Here is a 26,416-nt window from a genome sequence, read left to right as displayed (position 1 = left end):
GCCATTTATCCCGGAAAAGCTCGCACGATCTTCCGCTTTGCGGCTTGTGCCCGGGCTTCGTGGACGACTCCGCGACCGTTACAGGGGACACGCCGCAAAACCGCAGGCCATCCCGTATCTCCCGCCGACATCGCGCGGGCCGTCACCGGGATGCGACCTTCGATCTGTCCTTCGCCTCGCCTCTGATCAGGCACGACGGCCCGACCGGGGCGATGGACCGATTGGAGTGGAGATGCCCCGACCCACCGCGCGGACGATCAAGGCGGCGACGGCCGTGAGCGCACTGGCCTCACTCGTGGCCCTGGCGGGACCGGCCGAGGCGGCCTCGGCCCGCCCGCCGCTGCCCACCCGCACGGACACGGCCTTCCAGAACGAATGCCTCACCGCCCACAACGCCTACCGTGCGCGCCACGGGGCGCCGAACCTCACGACCGACCAGGCGCTCGTCGCCTACGCCAAACAGCGGGCCGACCAGATAACCCGCTACGACGGCCTGGAGGGCGCACGCAGTCAGCCGGCGTCACGGCAGTACGGCCAGAACGTCCACTGGTACCGGTCCTTCACGCCGGGCCGGACGGCGTCCTGCACGGCCGCCGTCAAGAGCTGGTACGACAGCGGACGCACCTACGACTTCGCCCACCCCGGCTTCTCCACGCGCACGGGCTCCTTCACCCAGGTGGTCTGGAAGGGCACGACCAAGGTCGGCTGCGCCCAGGCCACGGGACAGGGGCCGAGCGCGTACGAGACGTACGTCGTGTGCGCGTACAAGGCTCCGGGCAACGTCACGGGCCGCTACCGGGAGAACGTCCTGCCGCAGAGGTGACCCCGCCTGCCGGCCCGCCCGGGGGGAGCGCCCGTCCGCAGGGGCGGGCGCCTTCCCACCTCCAGGGGCGCGCGCCGTCCCACCTCCAGGGGCGAACGCCCGCGCTCTCCCCCACCCGCTTTCTCCCCTTACCTGCGGCCCCCTCCCTCAGCCGCCCGCCATCCCCCCGCGGCCGCCGCTCATCGGAGCCGTGACGCCGGGCTCAGGGGTGTTCCTGGAGGTAGCGCTTCCAGGTGATGACGCCGGTAGGGGTCTCGCGGGTGGTGAGGTGGCCGCCGCGGAGGGCGGCGCCCAGCCTTCCGGGAAGCCGGAGCCGCACGACGGGCCGCCGCGACCGGCGCGCCGCGAGCCACTGCCGAGCCGCCTCCTCCAGGCTGAGGACCTCGGGGCCGCCGAAGTCCTCCGTACGGCCGCTCGGCCCCTCCCCCGTCCGCCCGACGAGCCGACCCGCCACGTCCCGGACGTCCACCGGCTGCGCCGCGACTCCCGGGTCGACGACCAGCACCCCCGCCCGGGCCACCGTCGCGAACGCCTGGGCCACGAACTCGTGGAACTGTGCGGCCCGCACGACCGACCACGGCACCCCGCCCGCCCGCACGACCTCCTCGGTGCGCACCTTCGTACCGAAGTAGCCCCAGGGCACCCGGTCCGCCCCGATGATCGAGGTGTAGAGCAGGTGACCCACACCCGCGTCCCGGGCCGCCGCGCACAGCCGCCGTGTGCCCTCCACCTCGACCTGTTCGGTGTACCTCCCCTTGTACGGCGCCGACGCCAGGTGGATCACCGTGCCGGCGCCGTCCAGCGCCTCGGCCAGCCCCCGCCCGGTGGTCAGGTCCGCCACCACCCACGTCGCGCCGCCGCCCGAGCGCGGGGCGCGGCTCATGGCCCGCACCTCGTACCCGGCCTCGACGAGCTTCGGCACCACGGCCCTGCCCAGCCGGCCGGTCGCGCCGGTCACCAGGACGGTCTCGCTCACGCGCACTCCTTCCCGAGCGTCCTCGATCGCGTCGTCAGGACCCCCACGCTAGGAGGCGGGCCCGCCGCCCCCGGAGCCGCCCCGGGCCTGGGCATCCGGGCCCGAGGACCCGGCCTCACCGTCCGGCGCAGGGACCCGACTCACCATCCGAGCCCGGGGACTCGGCCTCACGCGTCGTCGGCGTCCAGGGCGGCGACGAGGCCGAGCAGGCCCGTGACCAGGTCGTCCCCCAGGCGCCGCCAGGCCGCGGCGGCCTCCACCGCCCCGACGCGGCCCGCCGCCCGCCCGGCCGCCAGGTCCGTCTCCAGTTCGGCGCACATGTGCACGACGAGCTGGCGCGTCATGGCCTCCCGGCGGGCGGTCGCACCGGGCTCGGCCCAGGACTCCCGGCCGCCGCGTCCTGCCCGCGCGGTCCCCTCCGCCCGCTCCGCGTGCACCACCGCCCGTTCCGCGTGCACCACCGCCCGTTCCGCGTGCACGGCCGCCCGTTCCGCGTGCATGGCGTCGTACAGGCGGCGCAGGGACGGCGTCTCCAGGTGCACCCGCACGGCGTGCTCCCGCAGCGCGGGCTCGACCGCGATCTGGGCGAGGAAGCGCGCGTACCAGGACGGCGTGCCGAGCGCGATCTGGTGCTCCACGCGGGGCAGCACGGCACAGCGGAGCCGGTCGCGCGGCGACATCCGCGCGGGGTCGCCGAGCGCGGTCATCATGGCCAGCCGGTGCCGTTCGATCGCCGCGGCGTGCTCGGCCAGGACGGCCTCGATGAGGGCGTCGCGCCCGGCGAAGTGGTACTGCACGGCGGAGTTGTTGCGCTGCCCGGCGGCCTCGCCGATCTGCCGGATGGACACGCCGGCGAGGCCGCGGGTGGCGTAGAGCCGCTCGGCCGCGCGCATGATGAGGCGCCGCGCGGCGGCCGAGCGGGGCGAGCTCACACCGTCCGCCTGCCCGTCACCGGGGGACGCGCCGCGTCACCAGGCGACCCAGACGTTCTCCAGGCCGCCCGACAGCAGCCCGGTGCGCAGGCGCAGGGCCTCGGCGCCGTCGCGCAGGCGCAGGCCAGGCAGCCGGCGGACCAGCGTGCCGAGCACGACCTGCAGCTCCAGGCGGGCCAGTGGCTGGCCGAGGCAGTAGTGCGGGCCGGCGCCGAAGGTGAGGTGCTGGTTGGCGTTGTCCCGGTGCGGGTCGAACCGCTCGGGGTCGGCGAACTTGCGCGGGTCGCGGTTGGCGGCGGGACGGCACGGGATGAGCGTGCTCCCGGCGGCCACCTTCACTCCGGCGATGTCCAGGTCCTCGCCGGCGACGCGGGGGAAGCCGACCACGCTGAGCGTGCTGTCGAGGCGCAGCACCTCCTCGACCGTGCCGGGGACGAGGCCGGGGTCGTCGATGACCGCCTGGTAGCGCTCGGGCTCGGCCAGGAGCATGGCGACCATGATGGCGATCATGTTGGAGGTGGTCTCGTGCCCGGCCAGCAGCAGCGCCCGCACGGTGGCGATCAGCTCCTCGTGGCTGAGCCGGCCGTCCTCGCTGTCGGAGATCTGGGTCAACTCGCTGAGCAGGTCGTCGCCGGGCTCGGCGCGCCGCGCGTCCACCAGGGCGGAGACGTACGCGTCGAACTCCTCGTACGCCTGCTGCACCTCCTCCTGCGTGTGGCGGGTGAGGGTGAGCATGACCCGCGACCAGTGCGCGAACCTGTCCTGGTCCTCGGCCGGAGCGCCGACCAGGGCGCAGATGACCCGCACCGGCAGCGGCAGGCCCAGCCGGACCGAGAGGTCGGCCGGTGACCCGGCGGCCAGCAGGTCGTCGACCAGCTCGTCGCACATGGCCTGCACGCGGGGCCGCCACGCCTCCATCCGGCGGATGGTGAAGGAGGGGCTGAGCAGCCGCCGCCACCGGCGGTGGCCCTCGCCCTGGGTGATGGTCATGGTGTTGCGGGCGAACAGGCCGCCGTCCTGCGTGGTCGCGATCCGCGCGGCGTCCTGGCCGCCGCGCCGGAAGCGGGGGTCGGTGAGCAGGGCGCGCACGTCGTCGTAGCGGGTGACGAGCTGGGCGGTGTCGCCGCTGGGCAGCCGGACGTGCGCCACGGGGCACTTCTCCTGCAGCTCGCCCCACTCGCGCGGCGGGCGCAGGGCCTCCTCCCGGTCGAAGGGGTAGGTGGGCACGGACTCGGTCATGACGCCCCCTCAAGTCGATGTCGGGTCGATCTTGACGCTAAGGCAGCCGCCTTAATAAGGCAATCGCCTTAACCGGAGAAAATCGTTTCGATCGAGTTCGGGGCGCGTACGGTATGATCACGCTGGCCGGCAGAGCGCCCAGCGGACACGAGGAACGATGTCGAGCATCAAAGAGGTCGCCCGCCTCGCCGGGGTCTCCGTCGGCACCGTCAGCAACGTGCTCAACCGTCCCGAGCTGGTGGCCCAGGAGACGCGGCTGCGGGTGCAGGCGGCTGTGGCCCAGCTCGGCTACGTGCGCAACGGCTCGGCGCGCCACCTGCGCGCGGGCCGCAGCCGGACCATCGGCGTGGTGGCGCTCGACCTGTCCAACCCGTTCGTCATCGACGTGCTGCGCGGCGTGGAGGCCGCGGCGGAGACCGCCGACCTCAACGTCATGGTCGTCAACAGCAGCAAGGACGCCGCGCGCGAGGCGCGGCTGCTGGAGATGTTCGAGGAGGAACGGCCCTTCGGCGTGCTGATCACCCCGGTGAACGCCGAGGGACAGGACCGGCGGCTGGGCCGGCTCGTGGCGCGCGGCATCCCGGTGGTGGTGTTCGACAACTCCTCGCGGCAGGGCCGGGGCTGCGCGGTCGCGGCCGACGACGTGCTCGGCGGCCGGCTGGCCGGGCTGCACCTGCGGGAGCGGGGGCATCGCCACATCGCGTTCGCGGGCGGGCCGTTCACCGTCCGCCAGGTGGAGGAGCGTCACCAGGGGCTGGCCGGCGCGATGACGCCCGGCGACCGGCTGACCGTCATCCCGCTGCCGGACCTCACCGTCGCCACCGGCCGCACCGCCGGCGAGCAGGTCGCCGGCCTGTCCCGCGCCGACCGTCCCACGGCGGTCTTCTGCGCGAACGACCTGGTTGCGCTGGGCGTGCTCCAGGAGCTGACGCGGCACGGCCTGCGGGTGCCGGACGACGTGGCGATCCTCGGCTACGACGACATCGACTTCGCCGCGGCTGCGGCCGTGCCGCTGTCGTCGATCCGGCAGCCGCGCGAGCAGCTCGGCCACACGGCCGCGCTCATGCTCCTGGAGGAGGCCAACCAGCCGGACTTCCACGAGCACCGCCAGGTCATCTTCCAGCCCGACCTGGTCGAGCGGGCGTCCACCGCCCGCGCCCGCTGACGCTTCCCATGAGCCCAGCGGCTCCGACATGCCCGGCGGCGGTCAGGCCGCCGCGCCCAGCGGGGACGCGGCCGTCCGCGCCAGCACGGCGCGCGCCACCGCGTCCGCCTGTCCCGGCAGGGCGGCGTCGTCCTCCGGGCGGGCGGTGTGGTCCTCGGGACGCGCGGTCACGGCTGTCCACGGCCCGAGGGCGAAGCGGCGGGGATGGGCGTCGCCCGCCGCGGTGACGAGCCCGCGGTCCGCCGCCCGTACGTCCAGGAGACCCGTCGTCTCCCGGCACTCGCCCCGGGCGCGCAGTGCGGCGATCAGCGGGTCGACGGCGCGGCTCAGGCCCGGCCCGGGCAGTCGCGCCTCGACCAGGGCACGCGCGCCGACCGCGCCCGGGACGGTCGCGCCGGACGCCCGCCAGGAAGCGGTGCGTTCGTCCTGGTCCACCCGCATGCCGGCGCCGAGGAACGTGACCACGCCCGCCCGGGCCAGCGCCCGCAGCTCGGCCAGCCGCGACACGGGCGGGCCGCCCGCCAGGAAGCCGCACAGCCGCTCGAACCACGGATCGGGCTCGCGGCCGGCCAGGACGGCCCGGGCGGAGAGCACGCCGTGGACCAGCGCCAGGTCGGCGCTGTGGCCGGGGTCGGCGCGGCGTTCCAGCCCGGCGGCCAGGTAGCCGTGCATCCACCGTTGCAGCCCGGCGAGGTCGCCGAAGCGCATGCCGTGCAGCGGCCGGTCCAGCCGGTCCAGGTTGAGCCGGTCGGCGAAGCGCGGCACGGACCTGGTGACCAGTGCCCGCATCTCCTTGCCGCCCCATTCGGCCTGCTCGAAGGCGGCCTCGAAGGCGTCCCAGCCGACGCGGGTGCGCTCCGGGTGGGCGGTGAACAGCTCGTGGTAGTACGCGTACGCCAGCTCCTTGCCGACGGCGCGCCGCAGCTCCTCCGGCGGGGTGTCGCGGGTGACGAACCGGGGCAGGGCGGGCGGCCTGGCCAGGCGGTGGCCGGGGCGGGCCTGGTGGGGCACGCCGCGGCGCGAGCCCACGTACAGGAGCGGCTCGTCGCCGCTGGGCAGGTAGACGGGTTCGCCGCCGCGCCCGCCGGCGAACCGGCCGCCCCGCTCGGAGACGAGCAGTGCCAGCAGCCGCGTGAACGCCGAACCGGCGCCGCGCACCAGCACCGGCTCGCCCGCCGGGAGCAGGCCCGGGTCGGGGTCGGCGGCCTGGCCGGCGGGCACGTACAGGAGGCCGTGACGGGCGGCGAACAGGGCCTGCTCCGCCTCGGCGGGCGACGGCGGCGCGCCGTGGTCGCCCAGCGCCAGCACCACCGCGTCGGCCTCCAGCCGGGTCCCGCCGGACAGCTCCACCCGCTGCCGGCCCGCGCCGCCGGTGAGCCCGGCCGCGCGTTCCCGGTGCAGGTGGACGCGGACGGGGCCGGGCGTCGCTCGCGCGGCCCGTTCGAAGGCGTGGGAGGGGTACGGGTCCACGACGTGGACGTCCAGGCCGTCGCCGGACGGCTCGGGGAGGCGGGCGCGGAGCCGCCGCACCACGCACGCGCCCGCCGGCCCGGCGCCGACCACCACGACCGTGCCGGCGCGCCCCCTGTCCCCTCCCGCACAGCCCTGCTTCATGATCACGAAGCTACGCGCCACGTCGGGCATTGTCAATATTTCCTACCTGATATGCATGCATTACGGGACGGCGCGGTTCTCCCAGGCCCAGGCGGCGATCTCGACACGGTTGCGGGCGCCGAGCTTGGCCAGCACGGCGGCGATGTGCCCCTTGACCGTGCTCAGGGAGATGGACAGCTCGGCGGCGATCTCCTGGTTGGTCCGCCCCCGGGCGACCGCCCGCACCACCTCGGCCTCACGCTCCGACAGCGCCCGTACGGGCCTGCGCCGGGGGCCGTCGCCGGTGCCCGCGAGGCGGCTCAGCAGCCGCAGCGTGACCGACGGCGAGATGAGCGCGTCCCCGGCGTGCGCCGCCCGCACGGCCTCGACCAGGAGGGCGGGGCCCGCGTCCTTCAGCACGAACCCGGCCGCCCCGCCGAGCAGCGCCCCGTGGACGTACGCGTCCAGGTCGAACGTCGTCACGACCACCACCCGCAGCGGGTCCGGAACACCGGGGCCGGCCAGGGCGCGGGTGACGGCGACGCCGTCGAGACGGGGCATCTGCACGTCCACGAGGCACACGTCGGGGCGCAGCTCGCGGGCCAGCGCGACCGCCTCCTCGCCGTCGGCGGCCTCGGCCACCACGGTGATGCCCGGCTCGTCCTCCAGGATGATGCGCAGGCTGGCGCGGACCATCGCCTGGTCGTCGGCCAGCAGCACCCTGATCGTCATGGGGGCCTCCGGGCGGTGACGGGCGGGGTGGCCATCAGCGTCCTCGCGCGGGAAGGGGCAGGGTGGCCCGGACGGCCCAGCCATCGCGCTGCGGGCGCGGGCCGGCGGTGAGCGAGCCGCCGAGGGCATCCAGGCGTTCCCGCATGCCGATCAGGCCGTACCCGCCGCCTCGCACGCCGCCCCAGGAGCCTCCGCCCGCGCCGCCCCGGCGGAGGCGGCGGGCGGGGGCGGGCGGGGCGTCGTCGGCCACCTCGACGGCGATCGTGTCGTCGTCCTCGGTGACGGTGACCGAGACGGAGCGGGCGTGGGGGGCGTGGCGGGAGACGTTCGTGAGGGCCTCCTGGACGATCCGGTAGACGGTGGTGGCGACCTCGGGCGGCCATCCCGGCTCGCCCTCGGGGAGGCGGAAGCGTACCGGGGGGCCGGTGAAGCGCCGCACCAGCTCGCCGATCCGGTCGTCGCGGTGGGACACGGCGGCGGGCGCCGGCGCCGCGGACTCCGGAGAGGGGGCGCCGTCGCGCAGGAGGCCGACGACGCGGCGGGCCCCGGCGAGCGCGTCGGAGCCGGCGGCCTCGATGCCGGCCAGACAGACGTCCACCCGGTCGGGGCTCCGGCGGGCCACCAGCCGGGCGGCCTGGGTCTGGAGCACCACGCTGGTGACGTGGTGGGCGACGACGTCGTGCAGCTCCCTGGCCAGCCGGAGGCGCTCGTCCCGGCGTACCCGCTCCATGGCGGCCCGGCGGCGGGCGTGCAGCAGGCGCGTCCCCAGCCCGAGGCCGGCGGCGGCGAGCCAGGCCAGGCCGTACAGCTCGGCCACGGTCGCGTGCGCGGCGGAGGTGGCGAACGCGAGCACCGCCAGGGCGAGCCCTCCCGCCGCGACCGCGCCCGCCCGCCGCCACGGGAGCGCCCGGACGGCGGAGCCGGTGAGGACGGCCAGGGCGAGCGCCATGGCCGGGCCGGGCTCGGCGGGCAGGTGCGCGAGGCGGGCGGTCAGGACGGCCGCCGTGGCGACGGCCAGGCCCGCGGCGGCCGCCCGGGCGCGGTTCCCGCGGCGCAGCAGCGCGATGACGCACACCACCGTCCCGGCGGCGCACCCGAACCACCACGCGCCACCGCCCCAGCTCTGCGCGATCCGGTACGCCACGTAGACCGGCGTCAGGGCGAACACCGCCGCGAGGCCCGCGTCCGTCACCGCCCGGCGACGCTCATGGACCGCCCGCTCCCGCACGCCCTCCCAGCCCGCCACGCCCTCGCCCGGCCCCTCCGGACGGGCGGACCCGTCACGACCCGAGCCCCCTGGAGGGGCGGACTCCTCACGGCCGGAACCCTCCGAACGGGCCGACGCGTCACCGACCGGATCCGCCGACCGGGCGCACACGTCACGGCCGGAACCCTCCGGCCAGGCCGGCGCATCACGACCCGAGCCCTCCGGACGGGCGAACGCATCACGGCTCAAGCCCTCCGGCCGGGCGGACGCGTCGCGGCCCGGGCGATCGGGCCTCGGCCGATCGAGGAAGGGGTCGCCGGGCTGCGGGGAGGTGGGGCCGAGGTCGTCCGGGGCGGGCACGGCGTTCAGGTTAGAGACTCCCGGCCGGGCGTCCTACCGGCCGAAAGTACGATCCTCAGAGATATTCCTTGACACGAATATTCGTCACGAGGCATACTTCTCGGCATCGACGCACTCCTCGCCGCCCTGGCCGACCCGGCCCGGTGGCGGCTCGTGAACCTGCTGGCCGAGCGGCCCCGCCCGGTCGGCGTCCTCGCGCAGCTCGCCGAGGCGCGCCAGCCGCAGACCACCAAGCACCTCCAGACCCTGCAGCGCGCCGGGCTCGTCACCTCCCAGCGCAGCGGCCAGCGCCGCGTCTACGCGCTCCGGCCCGAGCCCCTGCGGGAGCTGGCGGCCACGCTGGGCCGGCTCGCCGACACCGCCGACCAGACCGGCGGCCCGCGCGAGACGTACGACCGCTACGGAGCGAGCCTCCAGGCGGAACGGCTCGCCGCGGACGAGCCCGGGTGGGCCGACGGGCGCTCGTTCAGGTTCGCCCGGTCGCTGGCGGGCCGGCCCGAGCTGGTCTGGCGCCACCTGACCGAGACGTCGCTGCTCGCCCGCTGGTGGACACCCGAAGACCTGCGCGTCTCCGAGCTCGTGTTCGACGCGCGGCCGGGCGGCCGGATCGTCCTGGAGTACCGCGACGCCGAGGACGCCGACGGCTCCGACCAGGTCGCCGGACGCGGGGAGGGGGTCGTCGAGGACGTGCGCCCCGGCGAGCGCCTCTCCTACCGGCTCTCCCCCCTGCTTCCCGGCGGAGGGCGGGCGTTCACCGCCCACGTCGCCTTCGACCTGCGCCCCACCACCACCGGCACGGACCTCGACGTCCTGTACCGGATCACCGACAGCACCATCCCCTCCGCGGACTTCGTCGCGGGCATCGAGATCGGCTTCGGCCAGAGCCTCGACAAGCTCGCGGCGGCCCTCGCCGCACCCTCCGACGACACCTCCAACACCCCGAGCACGGACGACACCGACACAAGGAGCACGAAATGACCGAGCAGACCGCCGCCCGCAGGGTCGTCACCAACATGAGCCTCTCCCTCGACGGCCGCTACGCCCGACCGGCCGACCCCCACGACATGAGCTGGGTGATGCCGTACGCCGTCACCGACGTCGCCCGCGACCACCTGACGAGCCTCTGGGAGCCGGCGACGACGGCCCTGCTCGGGCGGGTCAACGCCGAGGGCTTCCTCGGTTTCTGGCCCACCGTCATCGGCATGGAGGGCGCCGACCCGCGTGACGAGGGCTTCGCGAAGTGGCTCGTCGACGCCGACAAGGTGGTCCTGTCCTCCACCCTCGCCGAGGCGCCGTGGGAGCGGACGACGATCGCCGACAGGCCGGCCGCCGAGGTGGTCGAGGACCTCAGGGCGGCCGAGGGCGGCGACATCCTCGTGCTCTCCAGCGCGAGCGTCATCAAGGCGCTGCTGGCGGCCGACCAGGTCGACCGGCTGGCGCTCACGATCTTCCCGGTGTTCCTCGGCGGCGGGCCCTGCCTGTTCGACGACGGCCTGCCCGCCGGGCGGTGGTCGCTCGTCAGCCAGGCCGCGGGCGAGCACGGCACGCTGGCCCTGGTCTACGACCGCGTCCGCTGACCGGCGACTCGCGCGGCACGGCTGTGGTCTCGGGCACGGCATGGCCGTGATCTCGCGTGCGGCATGGCCGTGATCTCGCGCGGCATGGCCATGATCGTGCCGATGTGGCACCATGCGGAGGTCGCACCTCCTGCCCGCCATCGCGGCTCTCGTGGCGGCGGGCGCCCCTAACCTGGCGGAGCCGCCATGAAGGTCCCGGAGCGCGTGTACGCCGGCGCGGTGGTCGCCGCGGGCGTGGTGGTGCTGGTCGTCGTCCTGCGGTACGGCGGCGCGATCGAGCCGGAGATCCCCGGGCTGCCCACCGCCGGGCCGGTCACCGTGTGGGGCCTGCCGCTGGTCCGGCTCTTCTCCGACGGATGTGCCCTGGCCTGCGTCGGAACGCTCACCGCGGCCTGCCTCGCCCCGGCCGGCTCACCCGAGGGCGGCAGATGCGCGCGCGCCGCCGGGTGGTGGGCGCTCGGCTGGGTGTGCACGGCGGCGCTCGGCTACCTGGCGACGCTGTCCGATCTCATCCCGCTGCCCGTCGTCAACCTGCTGGCCTCGCCGGACATGCTGGAGTTCGGCCTGTCCATCCCGCAGACCCAGGCGCTGCTGCTGGTGGCGGGTGTGGCGCTGGTGGTGGCCGTGTCCGCCGGGGCTCCGGTTCGGGCACGCCTGGCGGTCGCCGCGTTCGGGCTGTTACCGCCCGCCTACGTCGGGCACGCGGCCTCGGCCGGCGACCACGACCTCGCGATCTCCGCCCTGATGGCCCACCTGGTGCCGGTGTCGGTCTGGGTGGGCGGCCTGGCCGCCGTGCTCGTCCACTTCCGCCGCTCCCCCGACCTGCCGGTGGTGCTGCCCCGCTTCAGCGCGGTCGCCCTGTGCTGCTTCGCGGCGGTGACCGTCTCGGGGGTGGCGAGCGCGTGGGTGCGGCTCGGCACGCCGTCCGACCTGTGGCGGAGCGGGTACGGGCAACTGCTGCTGGCCAAGGCGGCCGCGCTGGTGCTCCTCGGGCTGTTCGGCTGGAACCATCGCCGGCACACGGTCGCCGGGGTCGCCGACCGGGGCGTGCGCCGCACGTTCGTCCGGCTGGCGATCGGCGAGGTGACCGTGATGGCGGCCGCGGTCGGGCTGGCCGTCGGGCTGTCCCGCACGCCGCCGCCCGGCGGCGGGGGCGGCCACGACCACCTCGTCCTGGAGTACGCCCTCGCGCCCTTCAGCCCCGCGGCGCTGGTCACCGAGGTCCGGCTGGACCCGGCGCTCCTGCTGCTGCTCGCCCTGGCGGCGGCCGGCTACGGGGCGGGCGTGCGCAGGGTGCCCGGCTGGCCGGCCTCCCGGACGCTCGCCTTCTCCGCCGGGCTGGCGCTGGCCGCGCTGGTGCTGCTCGGCGGCGTGGCGGGTTACGCGCGGGCGATGCTGTCGGTCCACGCGCTCCAGCACGCCGTGCTCACCGTCGTCTCGCCCTGCCTGCTCTGCCTGGGCGCCCCGCTCACGCTGGCGGCCCGGGCCACCGCCCTGTCACCGGACTCCTGGCGGCTGCCCCGCCCGCGGTCCCTGATGATCGCCTATCCGGTCGGGTTCGTGCTGCTGTACGTGACGCCGTGGCTGCCGTGGTCCCTGTCTGGTTACGCCCCGCACGTGCTCACGGAGCTGCTCTTCCTCGGTCTGGGCCTGGTCGTCTTCTGGGTGCTGGCCGGCGTGGACCCGCTGCCCCGCCCGGTTCCGTGGCCGGCCCGCGTCCGGCTGCTGGCCGTGGTGACCGCCGTCCACGTGGTCCTGGGCGCGTACCTGATCCTCGGGCCGCGGGTCGGGGGCGAGTGGTTCGACCTGGCCGCCCCGCCCGGGGTGCCGGACGTGCCGGGCGACCAGCGGCTGGCCGGGGCCGTGGCCATGCTCCTCCCCCTGACGGCGCTCGCCGTGCTGGCGGTCCGCATGGCCTGGCTCAGGATGGACGCCCTGGCCCGGGTGCGCTGAGCCCGGCCCCTCGCGCCCGGCCCATCGCGCCCGGCCCCCGCACCCGTCCTCCCGCGCCCGTCCTGAGCCGGGCCGCCTACGCCCAGGGGCGGGGGAAGGCGTCGCCGTCCAGCCGGTCGCCCGCGGCGAGCCCGAGCGGGTCGGTCACGACGTGCCCGCCGCCGTCGTAGCGCGTCTCCTCGTCCATGTAGATCGTGACGTGCGCGAGCCGGGCCTGGTCGGTGCGGTTGGGCAGCGCCATGTGGCCGGTGTAGCCGCTGTGGAAGGTGCAGTCGCCGGCGCGCAGCGGCAGCGTGACCCGGGGGATCCAGCGCAGGGACGGGTCCATCTCGAACAGGTCCTCCTCGTGGTGGAGGTCCTGCGGGCGCAGGCCGGTGCGATCCTGGGTGCCGGGCAGGAACGTCATGCAGCCGCGCTCCGGCGGCACGTCGACCAGCGCGATCCACGCCGACAGCGGGAGCCGGTCACCCGTGTGCGGCCAGTACGGCCGGTCCTGGTGGAACTCCGTGGCGGCGTTGTTGTGCGGCTCCTTGACCAGCATCTGGTCGTGCCAGAGCCGCAGCGGGAAGCCGGCGAGCTGCTCGGCGATGCGGGCGAGCCGCGGATGGAGCGTGAGCTCGCGCAGCGTCCGGTCGCGCTGCCAGACGTTGACGAGCTGGCTGAAGACACCCTGCTTCTCCAGGCTCTCCGCGCGATGCGCCGCCAGGAACTCCTCGGCGCTCGCCCGGAAGCGCTCGACCTCGCCGGGGCCGAGGACACCGCGCACTCGGACGAAACCGTGTTCGCGGTACGCCGCCACCAGCTCCTCCGGCACCCGCCCGTCGGCTCCGACGTCGCCGACGTACTGCTCGTTCGTGGTCGTCGCCATTCCTACCTCCGCGATCCGCGTGTTCGGGACACCACAAGCCTCGTCGCGGCGTACCGCCGCGAGCTAGGCCGATCGCGGCGAGCAGTCGTACGATCCCGACATGCCGGCCACACTGCACGAGCACGCGCTGTTCACCGGAGGCCCGGTCCTGGGCGGCGTCCACCTCCTGGACCTCGACGTCGAGGCGCACGCGCACGACTTCCTCGAGATCGCGGTGATCGGGACCGGTCACGGCCGGCACGTGACCAGCCAGGGCGAGCACCCGCTACGGCCCGGCCAGGTCATCGTGCTGCGCCCCGGCGCCTGGCACGGGTTCCGGGACTGCGCGGACCTGACGGTCGCCAACTGCTGCCTGTCCGCCCAGGCGCTGCGGGCCGAGCTGGCGGCGCTGTACGACCTGCCGATGCTGCGCCGGATGCTGTGGACCGACCCGGTGGCGTCCGGCACCCACGGCGTGGCGGTGACCGCCGTGGATCCGGCCGCCGCCGAGGAGGCCATCGCGGAGATCGGCCTGCTCGAACGCGACCTCGGAGCCGATCGGAACCGGCCGGGCCGGGTGCTGGGCCGGCTGGTCACCGTGCTCGGCGTCCTGGCCGACGGCCGCGACCCAGGACCGGCGGCGCCCGGGCCCGCCGTCCATCCCGCCGTCGCCGCCACCGTCGCCCGGCTGGAGGCGGAGCCCGCCCATCCGTGGCGGCTGGACGACCTCGCCCGCGCGGTCAGCCTGGACGCCGCCTATCTCGGCCGGCTGTTCAGGCGGTACGTCGGGGTGACGCCGCTGGACTTCCTGGCCCGGCTGCGGGCCGAGCGGGCCGCCACCCTGCTGGCGCACTCGTCCCTGCCGGCCGCCCGGGTCGGCGCCGCGGTCGGCTGGGACGACCCGACCTACTTCGCCCGCCGCTTCCGTACGCTGGTCGGGCTGACGCCCACCGAGTACCGGCGGCGCAGCCGATCGGCCACCGACGCCGCGGCCCCGGCGTCCCTCAGCAGCCCAGGACGTCCGCCAGGTGGTCGAAGCCGGTCACGGTGAGATCGGCGGTGACGTCGGCCGCCCGGTCGGCGGTGCGGCCGGGCCCCTTCTCCAGCGGCCGTTCCAGGAACGCGGTGGCGAGCCCCGCCTCGCGGGCGCCGTCGACGTCCCATCGGTGCGCGGCGACCAGCAGGACCTGCGCGGGCTCGACGTCGAGCAGTTCGGCGACGGTGAGGTAGGCCCGGGGCGCCGGTTTGTAGGCGCGGGCGAGCTCGGCCGACACGATGCAGTCGAAGGGCAGCCCCGCGGCCTTGACCAGGGTGGTCAGCAGCGCGAATCCGCCGTTCGACAGGGTGGTCACCACGAAGCGGCGCCGCAGCCGGGCCAGTCCGGGCGCCGCGTCGTCCCAGGCGGGCAGGCGGTGCCAGGCGTGGACGAGGCTCCGGCGGGCCGCGTCGTCGAAGGCGCCGGCGACGCCGCGCTCGGCGAGGAGGTCGTCCAGCGACTCGCGGTGCAGGGTGTCGAGGCCGGCCCAGTCGCGCTCGCCCCGGTTCACGCGCCGCAGGGACGGCAGGTAGCGCTCGCGCCAGGCGTCGGCGAACGCGCCGGCGTCCAGGCCGACGCCGTGACCGGCGGCGATCCGGGCGGCCTGGTCGGCGACCCCGGTGCGCCAGTCGACGGTCGTGCCGAAGATGTCACAGGCCACCACGCGGATGGACGCCGGATCGAGCTTCCCCATGGGCATGTCCCGTGTGTGCCCACGCGATCGGCGTCGGAAGCATCACCGCGTCCGGCCGCCCGTCGCCGCCCGTCGCCGCCCGTCGCCGCCCGTGCGCCGGTTCGAGGCGTCACGCGACCGGGCCACGTGGGCGCTCGGCGCGTTCGACAAGGTCGAGCGGACATGGCTTACTGTCACGGATCACCCACGTCGCGGAAGGCAGCCAGGGGGCACCATGGCCGAGATCGTCCTGTTCCATCACGCGCTGGGGCTCACGCCGGGCGTCACCGCGTTCGCCGGCGAACTGCGCCGCGCCGGGCACACCGTCCACACGCCTGACCTGTTCGAGGGCCGCACGTTCGGCGGCATCGAGGAAGGGATGGCGTACGTCCAGGACATCGGCTTCGGCGCGGTGATCGAGCGCGGCACCCGGGCGGTCGAGAGCCTGCCCGCGGGCCTGGTCTACGCCGGTTTCTCCCTCGGCGTGCTGCCCGCGCAGAAGCTGGCGCAGACCCGGCCCGGCGCCCGCGGCGCGCTGCTGTACTACGCCTGCGTGCCGCTCTCGGAGTTCGGCGACGCGTGGCCGGACGGCGTGCCGGTCCAGGTGCACGGCATGGACGCCGATCCCGTCTTCGCCGGCGAGGGCGATCTCGACTTCGCCCGGGAGGTCGTCAAGTCGGCCGGGCAGGGCGAGCTGTTCCTCTATCCCGGCGACCAGCACTACTTCGCCGACCGCACGCTGCCCTCCTACGACGCGGACGCCGCCGCGCTGCTGCTCACCCGCACGCTGGCGTTCCTGGGGCCCGTCGCCTGACTGTCGCGCTTCCACGAGGGCATCGCCGGCCCGCACGAGGTCGGCGTGTGCGTCAGCCACATCCAGGGCAAGCTCGGTCTCGCCCAGTCGACCGTCTCGTCCTGCATGGCGGCGCTGGAGCGTGCCGGGCTGGTCGTCTCCACGCACGTGCGGCACGGGGACGCACCACCGGCGGGACGAGGAACGCGTCGCCCGCTTCACCGCCGAGCTCGGCGACGTCCTCCAGGCCCGGCCCGCCCCCCGCTGAGGCTCGACCGGCGACGGCCTGAGCCGAGCCCGGCCGCGCGGCGCGAGGTCCGATATCCGCCATCGGTCCCGGCCGGGGCTCGGCCACGATGGACGGCGTGCTCCACCATCCGCAAGGCCCGCCGCGCCAGGTCCCCGGCCGCCGTGTCCGGGTGCGGCCGTGATGCCCCTGCCGGACGGCCCCGACGTGGCGGGCCGTACGCGGGCGGCGGCGCGCCGGGACTTCGGGCTGCTCTGGGCCGGGCAGTCGCTGTCGCTGTTCGGGGACCAGTTCATGACGCTGGCGCTGCCCCTGCTCGCGGTCACGGTGCTGAGGTCGAGCCCGGCACAGGCCCCCCTCCTCGCCTCCGCTCGCTGAGGCGCGGTCACGCGGGAACGGTCACCGGAACTCGTGCACCACCTCGATCGGGCCGACCAGATGGGCGTTGAACTCGTCCAGCTCCTCGGCCGGAACCCACAGCTCCAGGATGGTCCTGCCGCCGGCCTGCCGGACCGGGTAGCGCTCCAGGAACCGGGTCTCGACCCGGAACCGGGTCACGTAACCCACTCCGTGGTGCAGGACGTTCCACTCCCGGGCGATCCTGACGGCGTACTCCTCGTCGAGCACCGGGTAGAAGATCGGCTGCTCGGGGAGCCGGGGCGGCCAGGCGCGCCAGCCCGACCGCCGGACGAGCTCCAGCTCTTCGGGGCCCGTCGGACGCCACAGCACAGTGGCCGGCGCCTCTTCGTCCTTCACCACCACCGTGCACCTCTCCGCCGTCCGGCTGCCCCGGGAGGCGGGGCAGGTCGTAAGGATCGCATGACTGTCGCGGGCCGTGCGAGCCGTCACGAGCGTGAACGGCCGCGCCGGATCAGGAACGCGTTCCTCACGCTCCGGGCGCCGCTGGGCCGTCAGCTCTGCTTGGGGCGGGCGCGGACGTGCAGGCGCTCCCCCTGCGGGCCGAACAGGTTGAGCACCTCCGCGGGCTCCGGACCCGGGTTGGAGATCAGGTGCGGGAGGTGGGTGTCGAACTCGGCGGCCTCCCCCGCCGTCAGCAGGAGATCGTGCTCGGCCAGCCGCAGCCGCAGGCGGCCCGACAGCACGTACAGCCACTCGTAGCCCTCGTGCGTCTGCGGCTCGTCGTGGCCGTACGGCGTGCCCGGGGGCAGGATCTGCTTGAACGCCTGCAGACCGCCCGAGCGGCGGGTCAGCGGGAGGAACGTCACGCCGTGACGGACGATCGGCTGCGGACGCACGCGCGGGTCGCCCGTGGCCGGCGCGCCGACCAGGTCGTCCAGCGACACCTGGTACGCCTTGGCCAGCGGCAGCAGCAACTCCAGGGTGGGCCGCCGCCCACCCGATTCCAGGCGCGACAGCGTGCTCACCGAGATGCCGGTGGTCTCCGCGAGCTGGCTCAGCGTCGCGCCCCGCTGCCTGCGCAGCGCGCGCAACCTCGGCCCGACCGCCGCCAGGACAGCGTCGCCCTCGTCATTTGCCATAGCAGCAACATTACTTGTCGAACCCGCCTCCGGCGTTGCACCTTGGCCCTGCACATGAGCGGTGAAGGGAAGATCATGACAGACGACATGGCGGACGGCATGGCAGACGAGGTGTACGACGTCGTGGTGGTGGGTGGCGGCCCCGCCGGGCTCAGCGGGGCCCTGGCGCTGGCGCGGGCCCGCCGGTCCGTGCTGGTGGTGGACGCCGGCGAGCCGCGCAACGCGCCCGCCCGGCACATGCACAACTACCTGGGCAGGGACGCCACCCCGCCCCGCGACCTGCTGGCGGACGGGCGCGATGAGGTGACCCGCTACGGCGGCGAGGTCGTCACCGGCCGCGTGGCGCACGTGGCCCGCCACGACGCGGTGTCCGCGGCGCCCCCGTCCGTGGGGTCCCCGCCCATGGGTTCCCCGTCCGTGGGGTCCCCATCCGTGGGTTCCCCGTCCGTGGGCTCCCCCGATGACGCCGGATCCCGCGACACAGGGATCAAGGAGGCCGCACCTCACACGGCCGCGCCGCACGAGACCGCGCCTCACGCAGCCGCGCCGCACGAGACCGAACCTCACACAGCCGCGGCGCATGAGGCTGGGTCCCGCGACGGCGGATTCGTCGTGACGCTCGACGGTGGGCGGCGGGTGCGGGCGCGGCGGCTCCTGGTGGCCACCGGGCTCACCGACGAGCTGCCCGACGTGCCCGGCCTGGCCGAGCGGTGGGGCCGGGACGTGCTGAGCTGCCCGTACTGCCACGGCTGGGAGGTGCGCGACCGGCGGATCGGCGTCCTCGCCGGCGGGCCGGTCGCGACCCACCTCGCGCACCTGTGGCGGCAGTGGAGCCCCCACGTGCTGTTGCTGCCTCTGGGCGAGGCCCCGGCGCCGGGCTCCGAGGAGGCTGAGGCGCTGGCGGCGCGCGGCGTCGTCGTGGTGGAGGAGCCGGTCGCGGCGGTCGAGGTGTCGGACGACCGGCTCACCGGCGTGCGGCTGGTGACGGGCGAGGTCGTGGAGCTGGACGTCGTGGTCGTCGGGGCGCGGCTCACGGCGCGGGCGGAGGTGCTGGAGCCGCTGGGGCTGAAGCCCGTGGAGATCGAGATGGGCGGGCAGGTCGTCGGCGACCGCATCCCCGCCGACCACACCGGCGCCACGGCCGAGCCGGGAGTGTGGGTGGCGGGCAACGTGGCCGACGCGGGCGCCCAGGTCCTGACCTCGGCCGCGGCCGGGCTCAGCGCCGCGGCGGCGATCAACGCCGACCTGGTCGCCGAGGACCGCCGCGCCGCCGTGGAGGCGTATCGGCGCAGCATGAGGACGATGTTCGAGCGGGAGGGCTGGGAGGAGCGCTACCGCGCCCGGCCCGCGATCTGGAGCGGCCGGCCGAACCCGCAGCTCGTGGCCGAGGCCGCCGATCTGGTCCCCGGGCGGGCGCTGGACGTGGGCAGCGGGGAGGGCGCCGACGCGGTGTGGCTCGCGGGGCGCGGCTGGCGGGTGACGGGTACCGACATCTCGACCACGGCGCTGGAGCGGGCCGCCGCCCACGCGGCGGAGGCGGGCGTCGGCGAACGGGTCGAGTGGGTCCACGCGGACCTGCGCGAGTATGTGCCGGACGCAGGCGCGTACGACCTGGTGTCGGCGCAGTTCATGCACCTGCCGGGCACGGAACGGCGGGAGTTGTTCGCGCGGCTGGCCGCCGCGGTGGCTCCGGGCGGGACGCTGCTGATCGTCGGCCACCATCCGCGCGACCTGCGGACCACGGCGCATCGGATGCACTTCCCGGACATGATGTACACGGCCGAGGAGGTGGCGTCCGGGCTGGAGCCGGACGTGTGGGAGGTGGTGACGGCCGAGGCCCGGCCGCGCGCGGTGGTGGACCCGGAGGGGCGCGACATCACGATCCACGACGCGGTCATGGTCGCCCGCCGCCGCCCCTGAGCGCCAAGGCCCCGATCCGCCACCGTTCGTGAGCCGTCGCCTCTTGAGCGGCCCCGCCCCAAGTGGCTCACCATGGGGGACGGCGCGAGCGCACACGTGACCTCGCCGCTGATGGCGCCCGGCAGGTGGGCGGGCTTGCCGACGGGACGCTCGTGGCCATCCCTCGGCCGGCACCGCCGCCGAGCCGTCCCGCTGATCGGTCACCCCCTGAGCCGTCGTCACCGAGCGGCCGCCGACCCGGACCGCCGAGCGAAAAGAGGAGGCGGCAGTCACATGCCCATGCCAGCATGGTCGCTTTGTCCCCTATGCGAAAGGACGTGAGTGGCCATGCCTGGCGCCGTCACTTTGATCCGCTCCGCCTCTCTGTCCGACGTCGCTCAGTACGCTTATGCAGCCACGGCGCCTGCCGAGTCACGACTCATCTTCCTCGCCGGAGCGTGTCCCCTGAACGAGGACGGCTCGACGGCGGCGATTGGGGACTACGCAGGTCAGGCAGCGAAAGCCATCGAGAACCTGCAGACGGCCCTCGCTGACGCTGGCGCATCATTGCAGGACGTCATCAGCACAAGGGTTCTCGTCGCGTCCACCCGGCAGGAAGATCTGGGGGCTGCCTGGAAGATAGTCCGGGAGTCGTTCGGTGAACATGACGTACCGAGCACCTTGATGGGAGTCACCGTGCTTGGTTACGCCGACCAGCTCGTCGAGATCGAAGCCGTCGCCGCCGTACTTGACTCCTGAGCGCAAGCGTTCAACCTGGCGCAAGCGGACAGGGTGAGAAGCCGGTTCAGAGCCATTCGTTGATTGCGGCGATGAGGACCGTGGCTTCGTAGCGCACGGCCGGTCTGAGCCGGTTGATAGCGGACTTCGATACGGGCCCCAAGCCGTCGCCCCCGGCACGGCCACCGTCCCTGAGTGGTGGTCGCCTGCCGGAGAGGCCCCGCCGGGGCCGGGCGGCGGTGAGTGTCAGGGAGCTCTGAGGCCGCGCAGCACGAGATCCACCAGGGCCGTGAACTCGGCGTCGATCCCCGGATCGGCCCACTCCCGGGCGTAGGCCGGGTCGTGGAAGCGGCCCGTGGCGTCGAACACCGCACGCGCCAGCACCTCAGGCGACGCCCCCGCCGGCGCGAACTCGCCGCGTTCGAGGCCCTCGTGGATGATCCGGGCGAGCTGCCCCGTGAGGTCGGCCCGGTGGCGGTTGACGACCGCGCTGGTCTCCCCCACCAGCACCATGTACGTCGCGAACAGCTCCGGGTCGTCGCCGACCTTGCGGCGCTTGGCGGCGAACAGCTCGGCCAGCCAGCGCCGCAGCCTCGTCTCCGGCGGCTCGGAGCCCGCGACGACGCCCGACAGCGCCCTGGATGTGCGGTCGAGCCAGCGCTGGGTCACGGCCTCGCGCAGCGCCGTCTTCGTCCGGAAGTGCCGGTAGACGCTGCCATGGCTGACGCCGAGCGCGCGGGCCACGTCGACCACGGTCGCCTTGGCGGGGCCGTGGCGGCGCAGCACCTCCTCGGTGGCTTCGAGGATGCGCTCGGGGGTGAGGGCGTCGGTGGTGGCCATGGAGACGACCGTACCGGTTGCGAGGGTCACCGCTCGCTGTCGAGCATCGTCATCTGCTCCTCGGCGTAGCGGTCGCCCGCGGCGGCGCCGGGCGGGACGGCCCGCTCGATCGCGGCGAGGTCGGACTCCTCCAGCTTGACGTCCAGGGCGCCGAGCGCCTCGGACAGCCGCTCGCGGGTGCGGGCGCCGACCAGCGGCACGATGTCCTCGCCGCGCGCGAGGACCCAGGCGATGGCGATCTGCGCGACCGTGACGCCCTTGTCCGCGGCGATCCGGCGCAGGGCCTCGACGAGGCCGAGGTTGTGGCGCAGGTTGTCGCCCTGGAAGCGGGGCGAGTGCGCGCGGAAGTCGTCCGCGGCCAGCCGCCGGTCCGCGGTGAAGTGGCCGGAGATCAGGCCGCGCGACAGCACGCCGTACGCGGTGATGCCGACGCCGAGCTCGCGCGTGGCGGGCAGGATGCGCTCCTCGATGCCGCGAGAGATGAGCGAGTACTCGATCTGCAGGTCGGCGATGGGCGCGGTGGCGGCGGCCCGGCGGACGGTGTCGGCGCCGGCCTCCGACAGGCCGATGTGGCGGACGTACCCGGCCTGGACCAGCTCGGCGATGGCGCCCACGGTCTCCTCGATGGGCACGCCGGGGTCGACGCGGGCGATCCGGTAGACGTCGATGTGGTCCACGCCGAGCCGCTGCAGCGAGTACGCGGCGAAGTTCTTGACCGCGGCCGGACGGCCGTCCATGCCGCCCCAGGAGCCGTCCGGTCCGCGCAGCGCGCCGAACTTGACGCTGATGACGGCCTGGTCGCGCAGCCCGGCCGGGGCGGTGCTCAGCGCCTCGCGGATCAGCAGCTCGTTGTGGCCCATGCCGTAGAAGTCGCCGGTGTCGAGCAGGGTGACGCCGGCGTCGAGGGCGGCGTGGACGGTGGCGATGGACTCGCCGCGGTCGGCGTCGCCGTACAGGGCGGACATGCCCATGCAGCCGAGGCCGAGGGCGGAGACGCGCGGCCCGGTGGATCCCAGGGAACGAGTGAGCATGAGGACTCCTTGAGGGTGAGTGCTGCCGTCGTCGTCACTCTCGACTATGGCATGACAGATGACAGATTTCAATTTTTGTCAGACCATCGGCGCGATGAAGCCCCCGGGACGGCCGCGGGTATCAGGACCGGGGCGCAGGGCGGCGGTCGAGGAAGCCTGCCGGAGGCGAGCTGGCACAAGGTGGACGAGGTGCTGGACGCGGGGCTGTGGGCGCTGGAGCGCGCCCATCGCGCCGGGGTGCGGCTGGCGTTCTTAACAGCGGCGCGAAAGGGACGCGTCTCCTTCCAACGCCGGGGCGAAGGGACGCGTCTCCTTCCGACGGCGGCGTTGAGGGACGCGTCCTCTGGCGGCGGCGTGTGAAGGGGCGCGGCGGGTCAGGGGGCGGTGAGGAGGTCGGCGACCGCGGCGATCCCGCGCGCGATGGCGTCCTCGCGCAGGTTGCCGAAGCCGAGGACGAGCTCCGCGCGCCCGTGCGGTCCCACGGGCTCCCGGCCGGAGCGGTAGCCGCTCATCCCGTACAGCCCGACCGACCGCTCCCGCGCGGCGGCGACGACCTCCTCCTCCGCGACCCGCTCCGGGAGGCGGGCCACCGCGTGGAACCCGGCGGCGAGCCCGCGCAGCTCGACGCCGGGCGCGTGGCGGGCCAGGGCGGTCACCAGCGCGTCGCGGCGGCGGGCGTAGGAGGCGCGCATCCTGCGCAGGTGACGGTCGTAGCGGCCGGACCGCATGAGCAGGGCGAGCGCGAACTGGTCCAGCCCCGGCGAGCCGCGGTCGGCGAGGTGCTTCTCGGCGGCCACGGCGGCGGCCAGGTGCGACGGGCACAGGATCCAGCCGAGCCGCAGCGCGGGCGCCAGCGCCTTGCTGACCGTGCCGAGCGCGGCCACGTGCCCCGGGGCCAGCCCCTGCAGCGACCCCACCGGGTCGCGGTCGTAGCGGAACTCGGCGTCGTAGTCGTCCTCGATGATCGTCGCGTCGCGCTCCCGGGCCCACGCCACCAGCGCCTGCCTCCGGGACGGGGCCAGGGCGACGCCGGTCGGGCACTGGTGGGCGGGGGTCAGCACGACCGCGCGGGCGTCCGTGGCGGCGAGGGCCGCCACGTCGAGGCCGTCCTCGTCCACGGGCACGGCGACCGTCTCCAGACCGGCCCGCGCGGCGAGGAGCCGCTGGTCGGAGTCGCCCGGGTCCTCGACGGCGACGCGGCGCACCCCGCGCTCCCTCAGCACGTGCAGCAGCAGGCCGTACCCCTGCGCGAACCCGGAGCAGACCACCAGCCGGTCCGGCTCGGCGACCGCGCCGCGCACCCGTCCCAGGTACGCGGACAGCACCGCGCGCAGGTCGGCGTCGCCGTACGGGTCGACGTAGCCGAGCCGCGAGTCCGGCAGCCGGCGCGACGCCTCGCGCAGCGCCCACAGCCAGTCGTGCCGCGGGAAGCTCGCGAGGTCCGGCACGCCGGGGCGGAAGTCGGCGGCGAGCCGGGGCGGCTCGGCGGCGGCCGGCGTCCGCGGCGAGGGCGGCACCGGGGCGCAGGGCGCCACCCGCGTGGCCGAGCCGAGCCGGGTGACCAGGTATCCCTCGGCCTGGAGCTGGGCGAAGCAGTCCACGACCAGCCCGCGCGAGACGCCGAGCCCCTGGGCCAGGGCGCGGGAGGAGGGCAGCCGCTCCCCCGCCGCCAGGCGGCCGGTGCGGATGGCCTCGCGCAGCTCCCGTTCGAGCTGGGCGCGCAGCGGCTCGGGGCGGCCGCGGTCCAGGCGCAGCAACAGGTCCGGGATCGAACCGGTCCACTCGATCGACACGGAACTGGAGCTTATCCGCGTACCGGTTGGCGGCTTACGGTCGGCTGGCCGAGAGGTTCGGCGGTCCGCAGGCGATTCGCGGGCGGTCCGTAGGCGGTCCGCGGGTGATCCGCGGGTGGTCCGTAGGCGATCCGTGCGCGGTCCGCGGGTGATCCGTGGGTGATCCGCGGATCACCCACGGATGGCCCGGCGGATGGCCCGGCCGATGGCCCGGCGGGTGGTCCGGCGGGTGGTCCGGCGGGTGGTCCGGCGGGCTGCGTGGCTCAGGTGGACGACGTGACGTGAGGTGGTGGCGTGTGAACGCGCGTGCGTGGGTGGCCTTCGGGGCCGTGTCCCTGCTGTGGGGGTTGCCGTATCTGCTGTTGAAGGCCGGGGTGGACGGCGGGCTCCCGCCCGGCTTCCTGGCGTGGGCGCGGGTGGCGCTGGGGGCGGTGACGCTGCTCGTGCTGGTTCCTCGCGGGTCGGTGCGGGCGGCGTTCCGCGGGCGGCTGCGCTGGCTGGCCGCGTTCGCCGTGGCCGAGGTCGTCCTGCCGTTCCCGCTGATCGCGGTGGGCGAGCAGCACGTGTCCTCCTCCCTGGCCGCGACGCTGATCGCGGCGGCGCCGCTGTTCGTGGCGGTGCTCGCCCGGCGCTTCGACGCGGCCGAGCGGGTGACCGGGCGGCGGCTGGCCGGCCTGCTCGCGGGGCTCGCCGGGGTGGCGGCGCTGGTGGGGGTGGACGTCAGCGGACGTCCGGACGAGCTGCTCGGCGCGGCGGCGATCCTCGGCGCGGCGTTCTGCTACGCCGTAGGCCCGATGATCCTCAAGCGGCGGCTGGCCGATCTCGACCCGCGGGTGTCGATGGCCGCCGTCCTGGTGCTGTCGTCGGCGCTGCTCGCCCCGGCGGCCGTCGTGGACGTGCCCCGGGTGATGCCGTCCCCCGGGGTGATCACGGCGGTGGTGCTGCTCGGCGTGCTGTGCACGGCGGCGGCCATGGTCTTCTACGGGATGCTGGTCGCCGAGGCGGGCGCGGGCCGCGCGCTGGTGATCACGTACGTGAACCCGGTGGTGGCGGTGATCCTGGGGACGGCGCTGCTCGGCGAGCGGCCAGGCGCCGGGATGGCGGTGGGCCTGCCGCTGATCCTGCTGGGCTCGTGGCTGTCGACGGGCCGGGCGAAGCCGCCGGTCACCCCGGTTTCGACGACGTCGTCCCAGCCCCTGGTCCCCTCGGGCGAGTGCCGCCGGTAGGTCCCGCACCACGGGCAGTCATCCGAGCGCGGGCCGCCGGCCGGGGAAGGCCGAGGAACTGCGGATGCGCAGGTCGGCGGAGAAGAGGCGGCCGTGGTCGCCCGCACGGCCCTCGATGCGGTCGACGAGCAGGTCCACCGCCGCCCGGGCGGTCTCGCCGGGCAGGAAGCTCAGCGTGGTGACCGGCGGATCGGTGTAGGAGGCGGCCGGATCTTCGGTGGCGCAGACGAGCAGCAGGTCGTCGGGGACGGAGCGGCCGAGCCTGCGGATCGTGTCGAGCAGGAGCGGCGGGCTGACCTCGACGAGGGTGACGAGCGCGTCGGGCGGGACGTCCGCGGCGAGCAGTTCCCGCACGGCGTCGAGCATCTGCTGGACACCGGGGCTGGGGAGGAGGACGATCCGGGGTTCACGGCCCCGCTCGGCGCACCAGTCGTGGTAGGTGCCGACGGACCGCTGGTGGAAGCAGGCGGTGGCCGTCGCCGCGACGACCGCGATCCGTCGCGCGCCGGCGGCCTCCAGATGGTCGAAGACCTGGCGCGCCGCGCCGTCGTAGTCGAAGTCGACCCAGCGGCCGTTCTCGCGCGCCCCGCTCCCGGCCTCCGACAGGGCCCGCCGGTCGGAGACCACGGGGACGCCCGCCGCGAGGAAGTCGCCGACCATCGGGTCGCCCGCGACCGGGTCGATGACGAACACGCCGTCCAGCGGCATGTCCAGCCAGCAGTCCTCCGGCCCCGAGGTGGGCAGCAGGACGACGCCGTACCCGTGGGACAGGGCCGCCCGGGTCGTGGCGGTGGTGAGCTGCGAGAAGTACGCCAGGTCGGCGTAGACCCAGGGCGTGTCGACGTACTCGCGCGCCGCGACGCCGAGCAGCCGGGTGTGCCCCCTGCGCAGCAGCCGCGCCGTGGCGTTCGGGCGGTAGCCGAGACCGCGCGCCACCTGCCGTACGTGCTCACGGGTGGCCGCGGGAAGCCGTCCGGCCCCGTTCAGGGCGTCGGACACGGTCGTCTTGGACACCCCCGCGGCGCGGGCCACGTCGACGAGGCGAACCCGGGCGTTGCGCTCTGACTGGCTCATGGTCGGGAATCCTGTCATCCGGCCGGACGGTCCGCCACCCCAGCCAAGCATTGCAGAATCGTTCCGCCGAACCCTTGTGCAGGAACGTTCCTTCACGAATACTCGCTGCCACCTCAGCCGCATGCCGGAACCGCTGCGGCCCGTTCAGAAAAGAGGTGGTCCG

At 75.1% G+C, this 26,416-nt stretch carries 27 protein-coding genes and 1 pseudogene; 14 read left to right on the top strand and 14 right to left on the bottom strand.

What is annotated here, in order from left to right:
• The first annotated feature begins 232 nt into the window (after window positions 1-232).
• Window positions 233-823, top strand: a complete 591-nt coding sequence (locus tag HD595_RS36460; RefSeq protein ID WP_253777235.1) for a CAP family protein — start codon at window positions 233-235, stop codon at window positions 821-823.
• 202 nt (window positions 824-1,025) lie between these two features.
• Here the strand turns inward: HD595_RS36460 and HD595_RS36455 are convergent, their stop codons facing one another.
• From HD595_RS36455 to HD595_RS36445, 3 genes are all read right to left on the bottom strand, one after another.
• Entirely contained in the window at window positions 1,026-1,799 is a 774-nt protein-coding gene (locus tag HD595_RS36455) for an SDR family oxidoreductase (protein ID WP_253777233.1), read from the bottom strand.
• A 167-nt stretch (window positions 1,800-1,966) separates the two neighbouring features.
• Entirely contained in the window at window positions 1,967-2,731 is a 765-nt protein-coding gene (locus HD595_RS36450; RefSeq protein WP_253777231.1) for a TetR/AcrR family transcriptional regulator, read from the bottom strand.
• Window positions 2,732-2,767: 36 nt separating this feature from the next.
• A complete protein-coding gene (locus tag HD595_RS36445; protein WP_253777229.1) occupies window positions 2,768-3,970 on the bottom strand; it encodes a cytochrome P450 in 1,203 nt (400 codons plus the stop codon).
• Window positions 3,971-4,127: 157 nt separating this feature from the next.
• Here HD595_RS36445 and HD595_RS36440 point away from each other — a divergent pair, with 157 nt between their 5' ends.
• Entirely contained in the window at window positions 4,128-5,135 is a 1,008-nt protein-coding gene (locus tag HD595_RS36440; RefSeq protein WP_253777221.1) for a LacI family DNA-binding transcriptional regulator, read from the top strand.
• A gap of 42 nt (window positions 5,136-5,177) precedes the next feature.
• Here the strand turns inward: HD595_RS36440 and HD595_RS36435 are convergent, their stop codons facing one another.
• The 3 genes from HD595_RS36435 to HD595_RS36425 are packed head-to-tail and all read right to left on the bottom strand — an operon-like array spanning window position 5,178 to window position 8,706.
• On the bottom strand, window positions 5,178-6,749 hold the full coding sequence (locus HD595_RS36435; RefSeq protein ID WP_253777219.1) for an FAD/NAD(P)-binding protein: 1,572 nt from the start codon (window positions 6,747-6,749) through the stop codon (window positions 5,178-5,180).
• 60 nt (window positions 6,750-6,809) lie between these two features.
• A complete protein-coding gene (locus HD595_RS36430; protein WP_253777217.1) occupies window positions 6,810-7,460 on the bottom strand; it encodes a response regulator in 651 nt (216 codons plus the stop codon).
• A gap of 34 nt (window positions 7,461-7,494) precedes the next feature.
• Window positions 7,495-8,706 carry a sensor histidine kinase gene (locus HD595_RS36425; RefSeq protein ID WP_253777215.1) on the bottom strand — a complete coding sequence of 404 codons (1,212 nt, stop codon included), beginning with the start codon at window positions 8,704-8,706 and terminating at the stop codon, window positions 7,495-7,497.
• A 414-nt stretch (window positions 8,707-9,120) separates the two neighbouring features.
• Here HD595_RS36425 and HD595_RS36420 point away from each other — a divergent pair, with 414 nt between their 5' ends.
• From HD595_RS36420 to HD595_RS36410, 3 genes are all read left to right on the top strand, one after another.
• A complete protein-coding gene (locus tag HD595_RS36420; protein ID WP_308211381.1) occupies window positions 9,121-10,005 on the top strand; it encodes a metalloregulator ArsR/SmtB family transcription factor in 885 nt (294 codons plus the stop codon).
• Window positions 10,002-10,604, top strand: coding sequence for a dihydrofolate reductase family protein (locus tag HD595_RS36415; protein ID WP_253777211.1), 603 nt, complete (start codon window positions 10,002-10,004; stop codon window positions 10,602-10,604). Before HD595_RS36420 ends, HD595_RS36415 begins: the two co-directional genes overlap by 4 nt.
• 186 nt (window positions 10,605-10,790) lie before the next feature.
• On the top strand, window positions 10,791-12,557 hold the full coding sequence (locus HD595_RS36410) for a bifunctional copper resistance protein CopD/cytochrome c oxidase assembly protein (RefSeq protein ID WP_253777209.1): 1,767 nt from the start codon (window positions 10,791-10,793) through the stop codon (window positions 12,555-12,557).
• A gap of 76 nt (window positions 12,558-12,633) precedes the next feature.
• Here the strand turns inward: HD595_RS36410 and HD595_RS36405 are convergent, their stop codons facing one another.
• Entirely contained in the window at window positions 12,634-13,425 is a 792-nt protein-coding gene (locus HD595_RS36405; protein WP_253777207.1) for a phytanoyl-CoA dioxygenase family protein, read from the bottom strand.
• A gap of 100 nt (window positions 13,426-13,525) precedes the next feature.
• Here HD595_RS36405 and HD595_RS36400 point away from each other — a divergent pair, with 100 nt between their 5' ends.
• On the top strand, window positions 13,526-14,455 hold the full coding sequence (locus tag HD595_RS36400) for a helix-turn-helix domain-containing protein (protein WP_253777205.1): 930 nt from the start codon (window positions 13,526-13,528) through the stop codon (window positions 14,453-14,455).
• On the opposite strand, the gene HD595_RS36395 is transcribed toward HD595_RS36400, so the two are convergent.
• Window positions 14,409-15,134, bottom strand: a complete 726-nt coding sequence (locus HD595_RS36395; protein WP_253777203.1) for a haloacid dehalogenase type II — start codon at window positions 15,132-15,134, stop codon at window positions 14,409-14,411. The two genes, HD595_RS36400 and HD595_RS36395, sit on opposite strands and share 47 nt — an antisense overlap.
• 214 nt (window positions 15,135-15,348) lie before the next feature.
• Here HD595_RS36395 and HD595_RS36390 point away from each other — a divergent pair, with 214 nt between their 5' ends.
• From HD595_RS36390 to HD595_RS36385, 3 genes are all read left to right on the top strand, one after another.
• Complete coding sequence (locus HD595_RS36390) at window positions 15,349-15,927, top strand: dienelactone hydrolase family protein (RefSeq protein WP_253777201.1); 579 nt, start codon at window positions 15,349-15,351, stop codon at window positions 15,925-15,927.
• A 121-nt stretch (window positions 15,928-16,048) separates the two neighbouring features.
• Window positions 16,049-16,174 carry a hypothetical protein gene (locus tag HD595_RS46330; protein WP_301309688.1) on the top strand — a complete coding sequence of 42 codons (126 nt, stop codon included), beginning with the start codon at window positions 16,049-16,051 and terminating at the stop codon, window positions 16,172-16,174.
• 159 nt (window positions 16,175-16,333) lie between these two features.
• Entirely contained in the window at window positions 16,334-16,531 is a 198-nt protein-coding gene (locus HD595_RS36385; protein WP_253777199.1) for a hypothetical protein, read from the top strand.
• Between the two features lie 21 nt (window positions 16,532-16,552).
• On the opposite strand, the gene HD595_RS36380 is transcribed toward HD595_RS36385, so the two are convergent.
• Together HD595_RS36380 and HD595_RS36375 are read right to left on the bottom strand one after the other, a co-directional pair.
• The gene (locus HD595_RS36380) at window positions 16,553-16,912 is read right to left on the bottom strand and encodes an ADP-ribosylation/crystallin J1 (protein ID WP_253777197.1); all 360 of its coding nucleotides are present in this window, start codon (window positions 16,910-16,912) and stop codon (window positions 16,553-16,555) included.
• 152 nt (window positions 16,913-17,064) lie between these two features.
• On the bottom strand, window positions 17,065-17,652 hold the full coding sequence (locus HD595_RS36375; protein WP_253777195.1) for a helix-turn-helix domain-containing protein: 588 nt from the start codon (window positions 17,650-17,652) through the stop codon (window positions 17,065-17,067).
• Window positions 17,653-17,739: 87 nt separating this feature from the next.
• On the opposite strand from HD595_RS36375, the pseudogene HD595_RS36370 reads away from it, so the two are divergent.
• From HD595_RS36370 to HD595_RS36360, 3 genes and pseudogenes are all read left to right on the top strand, one after another.
• A pseudogene (locus tag HD595_RS36370) lies at window positions 17,740-18,012 on the top strand (FAD-dependent oxidoreductase); the annotation flags it as partial.
• 42 nt (window positions 18,013-18,054) lie between these two features.
• Window positions 18,055-19,572 (top strand): methyltransferase domain-containing protein, encoded by a 1,518-nt coding sequence (locus HD595_RS36365; protein ID WP_253781426.1) that lies wholly within the window; start codon window positions 18,055-18,057, stop codon window positions 19,570-19,572.
• Between the two features lie 327 nt (window positions 19,573-19,899).
• Complete coding sequence (locus tag HD595_RS36360; RefSeq protein ID WP_253777193.1) at window positions 19,900-20,310, top strand: RidA family protein; 411 nt, start codon at window positions 19,900-19,902, stop codon at window positions 20,308-20,310.
• Between the two features lie 225 nt (window positions 20,311-20,535).
• On the opposite strand, the gene HD595_RS36355 is transcribed toward HD595_RS36360, so the two are convergent.
• Complete coding sequence (locus HD595_RS36355; RefSeq protein ID WP_253777185.1) at window positions 20,536-21,129, bottom strand: TetR/AcrR family transcriptional regulator; 594 nt, start codon at window positions 21,127-21,129, stop codon at window positions 20,536-20,538.
• A 26-nt stretch (window positions 21,130-21,155) separates the two neighbouring features.
• Entirely contained in the window at window positions 21,156-22,160 is a 1,005-nt protein-coding gene (locus HD595_RS36350) for an aldo/keto reductase (RefSeq protein ID WP_253777183.1), read from the bottom strand.
• Window positions 22,161-22,175: 15 nt separating this feature from the next.
• Here HD595_RS36350 and HD595_RS36345 point away from each other — a divergent pair, with 15 nt between their 5' ends.
• Window positions 22,176-22,520 carry a hypothetical protein gene (locus tag HD595_RS36345; RefSeq protein ID WP_253777180.1) on the top strand — a complete coding sequence of 115 codons (345 nt, stop codon included), beginning with the start codon at window positions 22,176-22,178 and terminating at the stop codon, window positions 22,518-22,520.
• A 14-nt stretch (window positions 22,521-22,534) separates the two neighbouring features.
• On the opposite strand, the gene pdxR is transcribed toward HD595_RS36345, so the two are convergent.
• Entirely contained in the window at window positions 22,535-23,953 is a 1,419-nt protein-coding gene (gene pdxR, locus HD595_RS36340; protein ID WP_253777177.1) for a MocR-like pyridoxine biosynthesis transcription factor PdxR, read from the bottom strand.
• Between the two features lie 296 nt (window positions 23,954-24,249).
• Between pdxR and HD595_RS36335 the strand changes: the two genes are divergently transcribed.
• The gene (locus HD595_RS36335) at window positions 24,250-25,179 is read left to right on the top strand and encodes a DMT family transporter (RefSeq protein WP_253777173.1); all 930 of its coding nucleotides are present in this window, start codon (window positions 24,250-24,252) and stop codon (window positions 25,177-25,179) included.
• A gap of 18 nt (window positions 25,180-25,197) precedes the next feature.
• On the opposite strand, the gene HD595_RS36330 is transcribed toward HD595_RS36335, so the two are convergent.
• On the bottom strand, window positions 25,198-26,253 hold the full coding sequence (locus HD595_RS36330) for a LacI family DNA-binding transcriptional regulator (RefSeq protein WP_253777170.1): 1,056 nt from the start codon (window positions 26,251-26,253) through the stop codon (window positions 25,198-25,200).
• Window positions 26,254-26,416 lie beyond the last annotated feature (163 nt).

Source organism: Nonomuraea roseoviolacea subsp. carminata, assembly GCF_024172185.1.
GTDB classification, from domain to species: domain Bacteria; phylum Actinomycetota; class Actinomycetes; order Streptosporangiales; family Streptosporangiaceae; genus Nonomuraea; species Nonomuraea roseoviolacea.
Note: the sequence above shows the minus strand (reverse complement) of the source record. Positions and strands in the feature narration are given on the sequence as shown.

Excerpts from the sequence above, each read along its gene's own strand:
- HD595_RS36365 (WP_253781426.1), top strand. The coding sequence starts at position 18,055 with ATGGGTTCCCCGTCCGTGGGGTCCCCATCCGTGGGTTCCCCGTCCGTG.
- HD595_RS36430 (WP_253777217.1), bottom strand. The coding sequence starts at position 7,460 with ATGACGATCAGGGTGCTGCTGGCCGACGACCAGGCGATGGTCCGCGCC.
- HD595_RS36360 (WP_253777193.1), top strand. The coding sequence starts at position 19,900 with ATGCCTGGCGCCGTCACTTTGATCCGCTCCGCCTCTCTGTCCGACGTC.
- HD595_RS36355 (WP_253777185.1), bottom strand. The coding sequence starts at position 21,129 with ATGGCCACCACCGACGCCCTCACCCCCGAGCGCATCCTCGAAGCCACC.
- HD595_RS36395 (WP_253777203.1), bottom strand. The coding sequence starts at position 15,134 with ATGGGGAAGCTCGATCCGGCGTCCATCCGCGTGGTGGCCTGTGACATC.
- HD595_RS36440 (WP_253777221.1), top strand. The coding sequence starts at position 4,128 with ATGTCGAGCATCAAAGAGGTCGCCCGCCTCGCCGGGGTCTCCGTCGGC.
- HD595_RS36460 (WP_253777235.1), top strand. The coding sequence starts at position 233 with ATGCCCCGACCCACCGCGCGGACGATCAAGGCGGCGACGGCCGTGAGC.
- HD595_RS36400 (WP_253777205.1), top strand. The coding sequence starts at position 13,526 with ATGCCGGCCACACTGCACGAGCACGCGCTGTTCACCGGAGGCCCGGTC.
- HD595_RS36410 (WP_253777209.1), top strand. The coding sequence starts at position 10,791 with ATGAAGGTCCCGGAGCGCGTGTACGCCGGCGCGGTGGTCGCCGCGGGC.
- HD595_RS36405 (WP_253777207.1), bottom strand. The coding sequence starts at position 13,425 with ATGGCGACGACCACGAACGAGCAGTACGTCGGCGACGTCGGAGCCGAC.
- HD595_RS36375 (WP_253777195.1), bottom strand. The coding sequence starts at position 17,652 with ATGGCAAATGACGAGGGCGACGCTGTCCTGGCGGCGGTCGGGCCGAGG.
- HD595_RS36415 (WP_253777211.1), top strand. The coding sequence starts at position 10,002 with ATGACCGAGCAGACCGCCGCCCGCAGGGTCGTCACCAACATGAGCCTC.
- HD595_RS36445 (WP_253777229.1), bottom strand. The coding sequence starts at position 3,970 with ATGACCGAGTCCGTGCCCACCTACCCCTTCGACCGGGAGGAGGCCCTG.
- HD595_RS36390 (WP_253777201.1), top strand. The coding sequence starts at position 15,349 with ATGGCCGAGATCGTCCTGTTCCATCACGCGCTGGGGCTCACGCCGGGC.
- HD595_RS36350 (WP_253777183.1), bottom strand. The coding sequence starts at position 22,160 with ATGCTCACTCGTTCCCTGGGATCCACCGGGCCGCGCGTCTCCGCCCTC.
- HD595_RS36330 (WP_253777170.1), bottom strand. The coding sequence starts at position 26,253 with ATGAGCCAGTCAGAGCGCAACGCCCGGGTTCGCCTCGTCGACGTGGCC.
- HD595_RS36435 (WP_253777219.1), bottom strand. The coding sequence starts at position 6,749 with ATGAAGCAGGGCTGTGCGGGAGGGGACAGGGGGCGCGCCGGCACGGTC.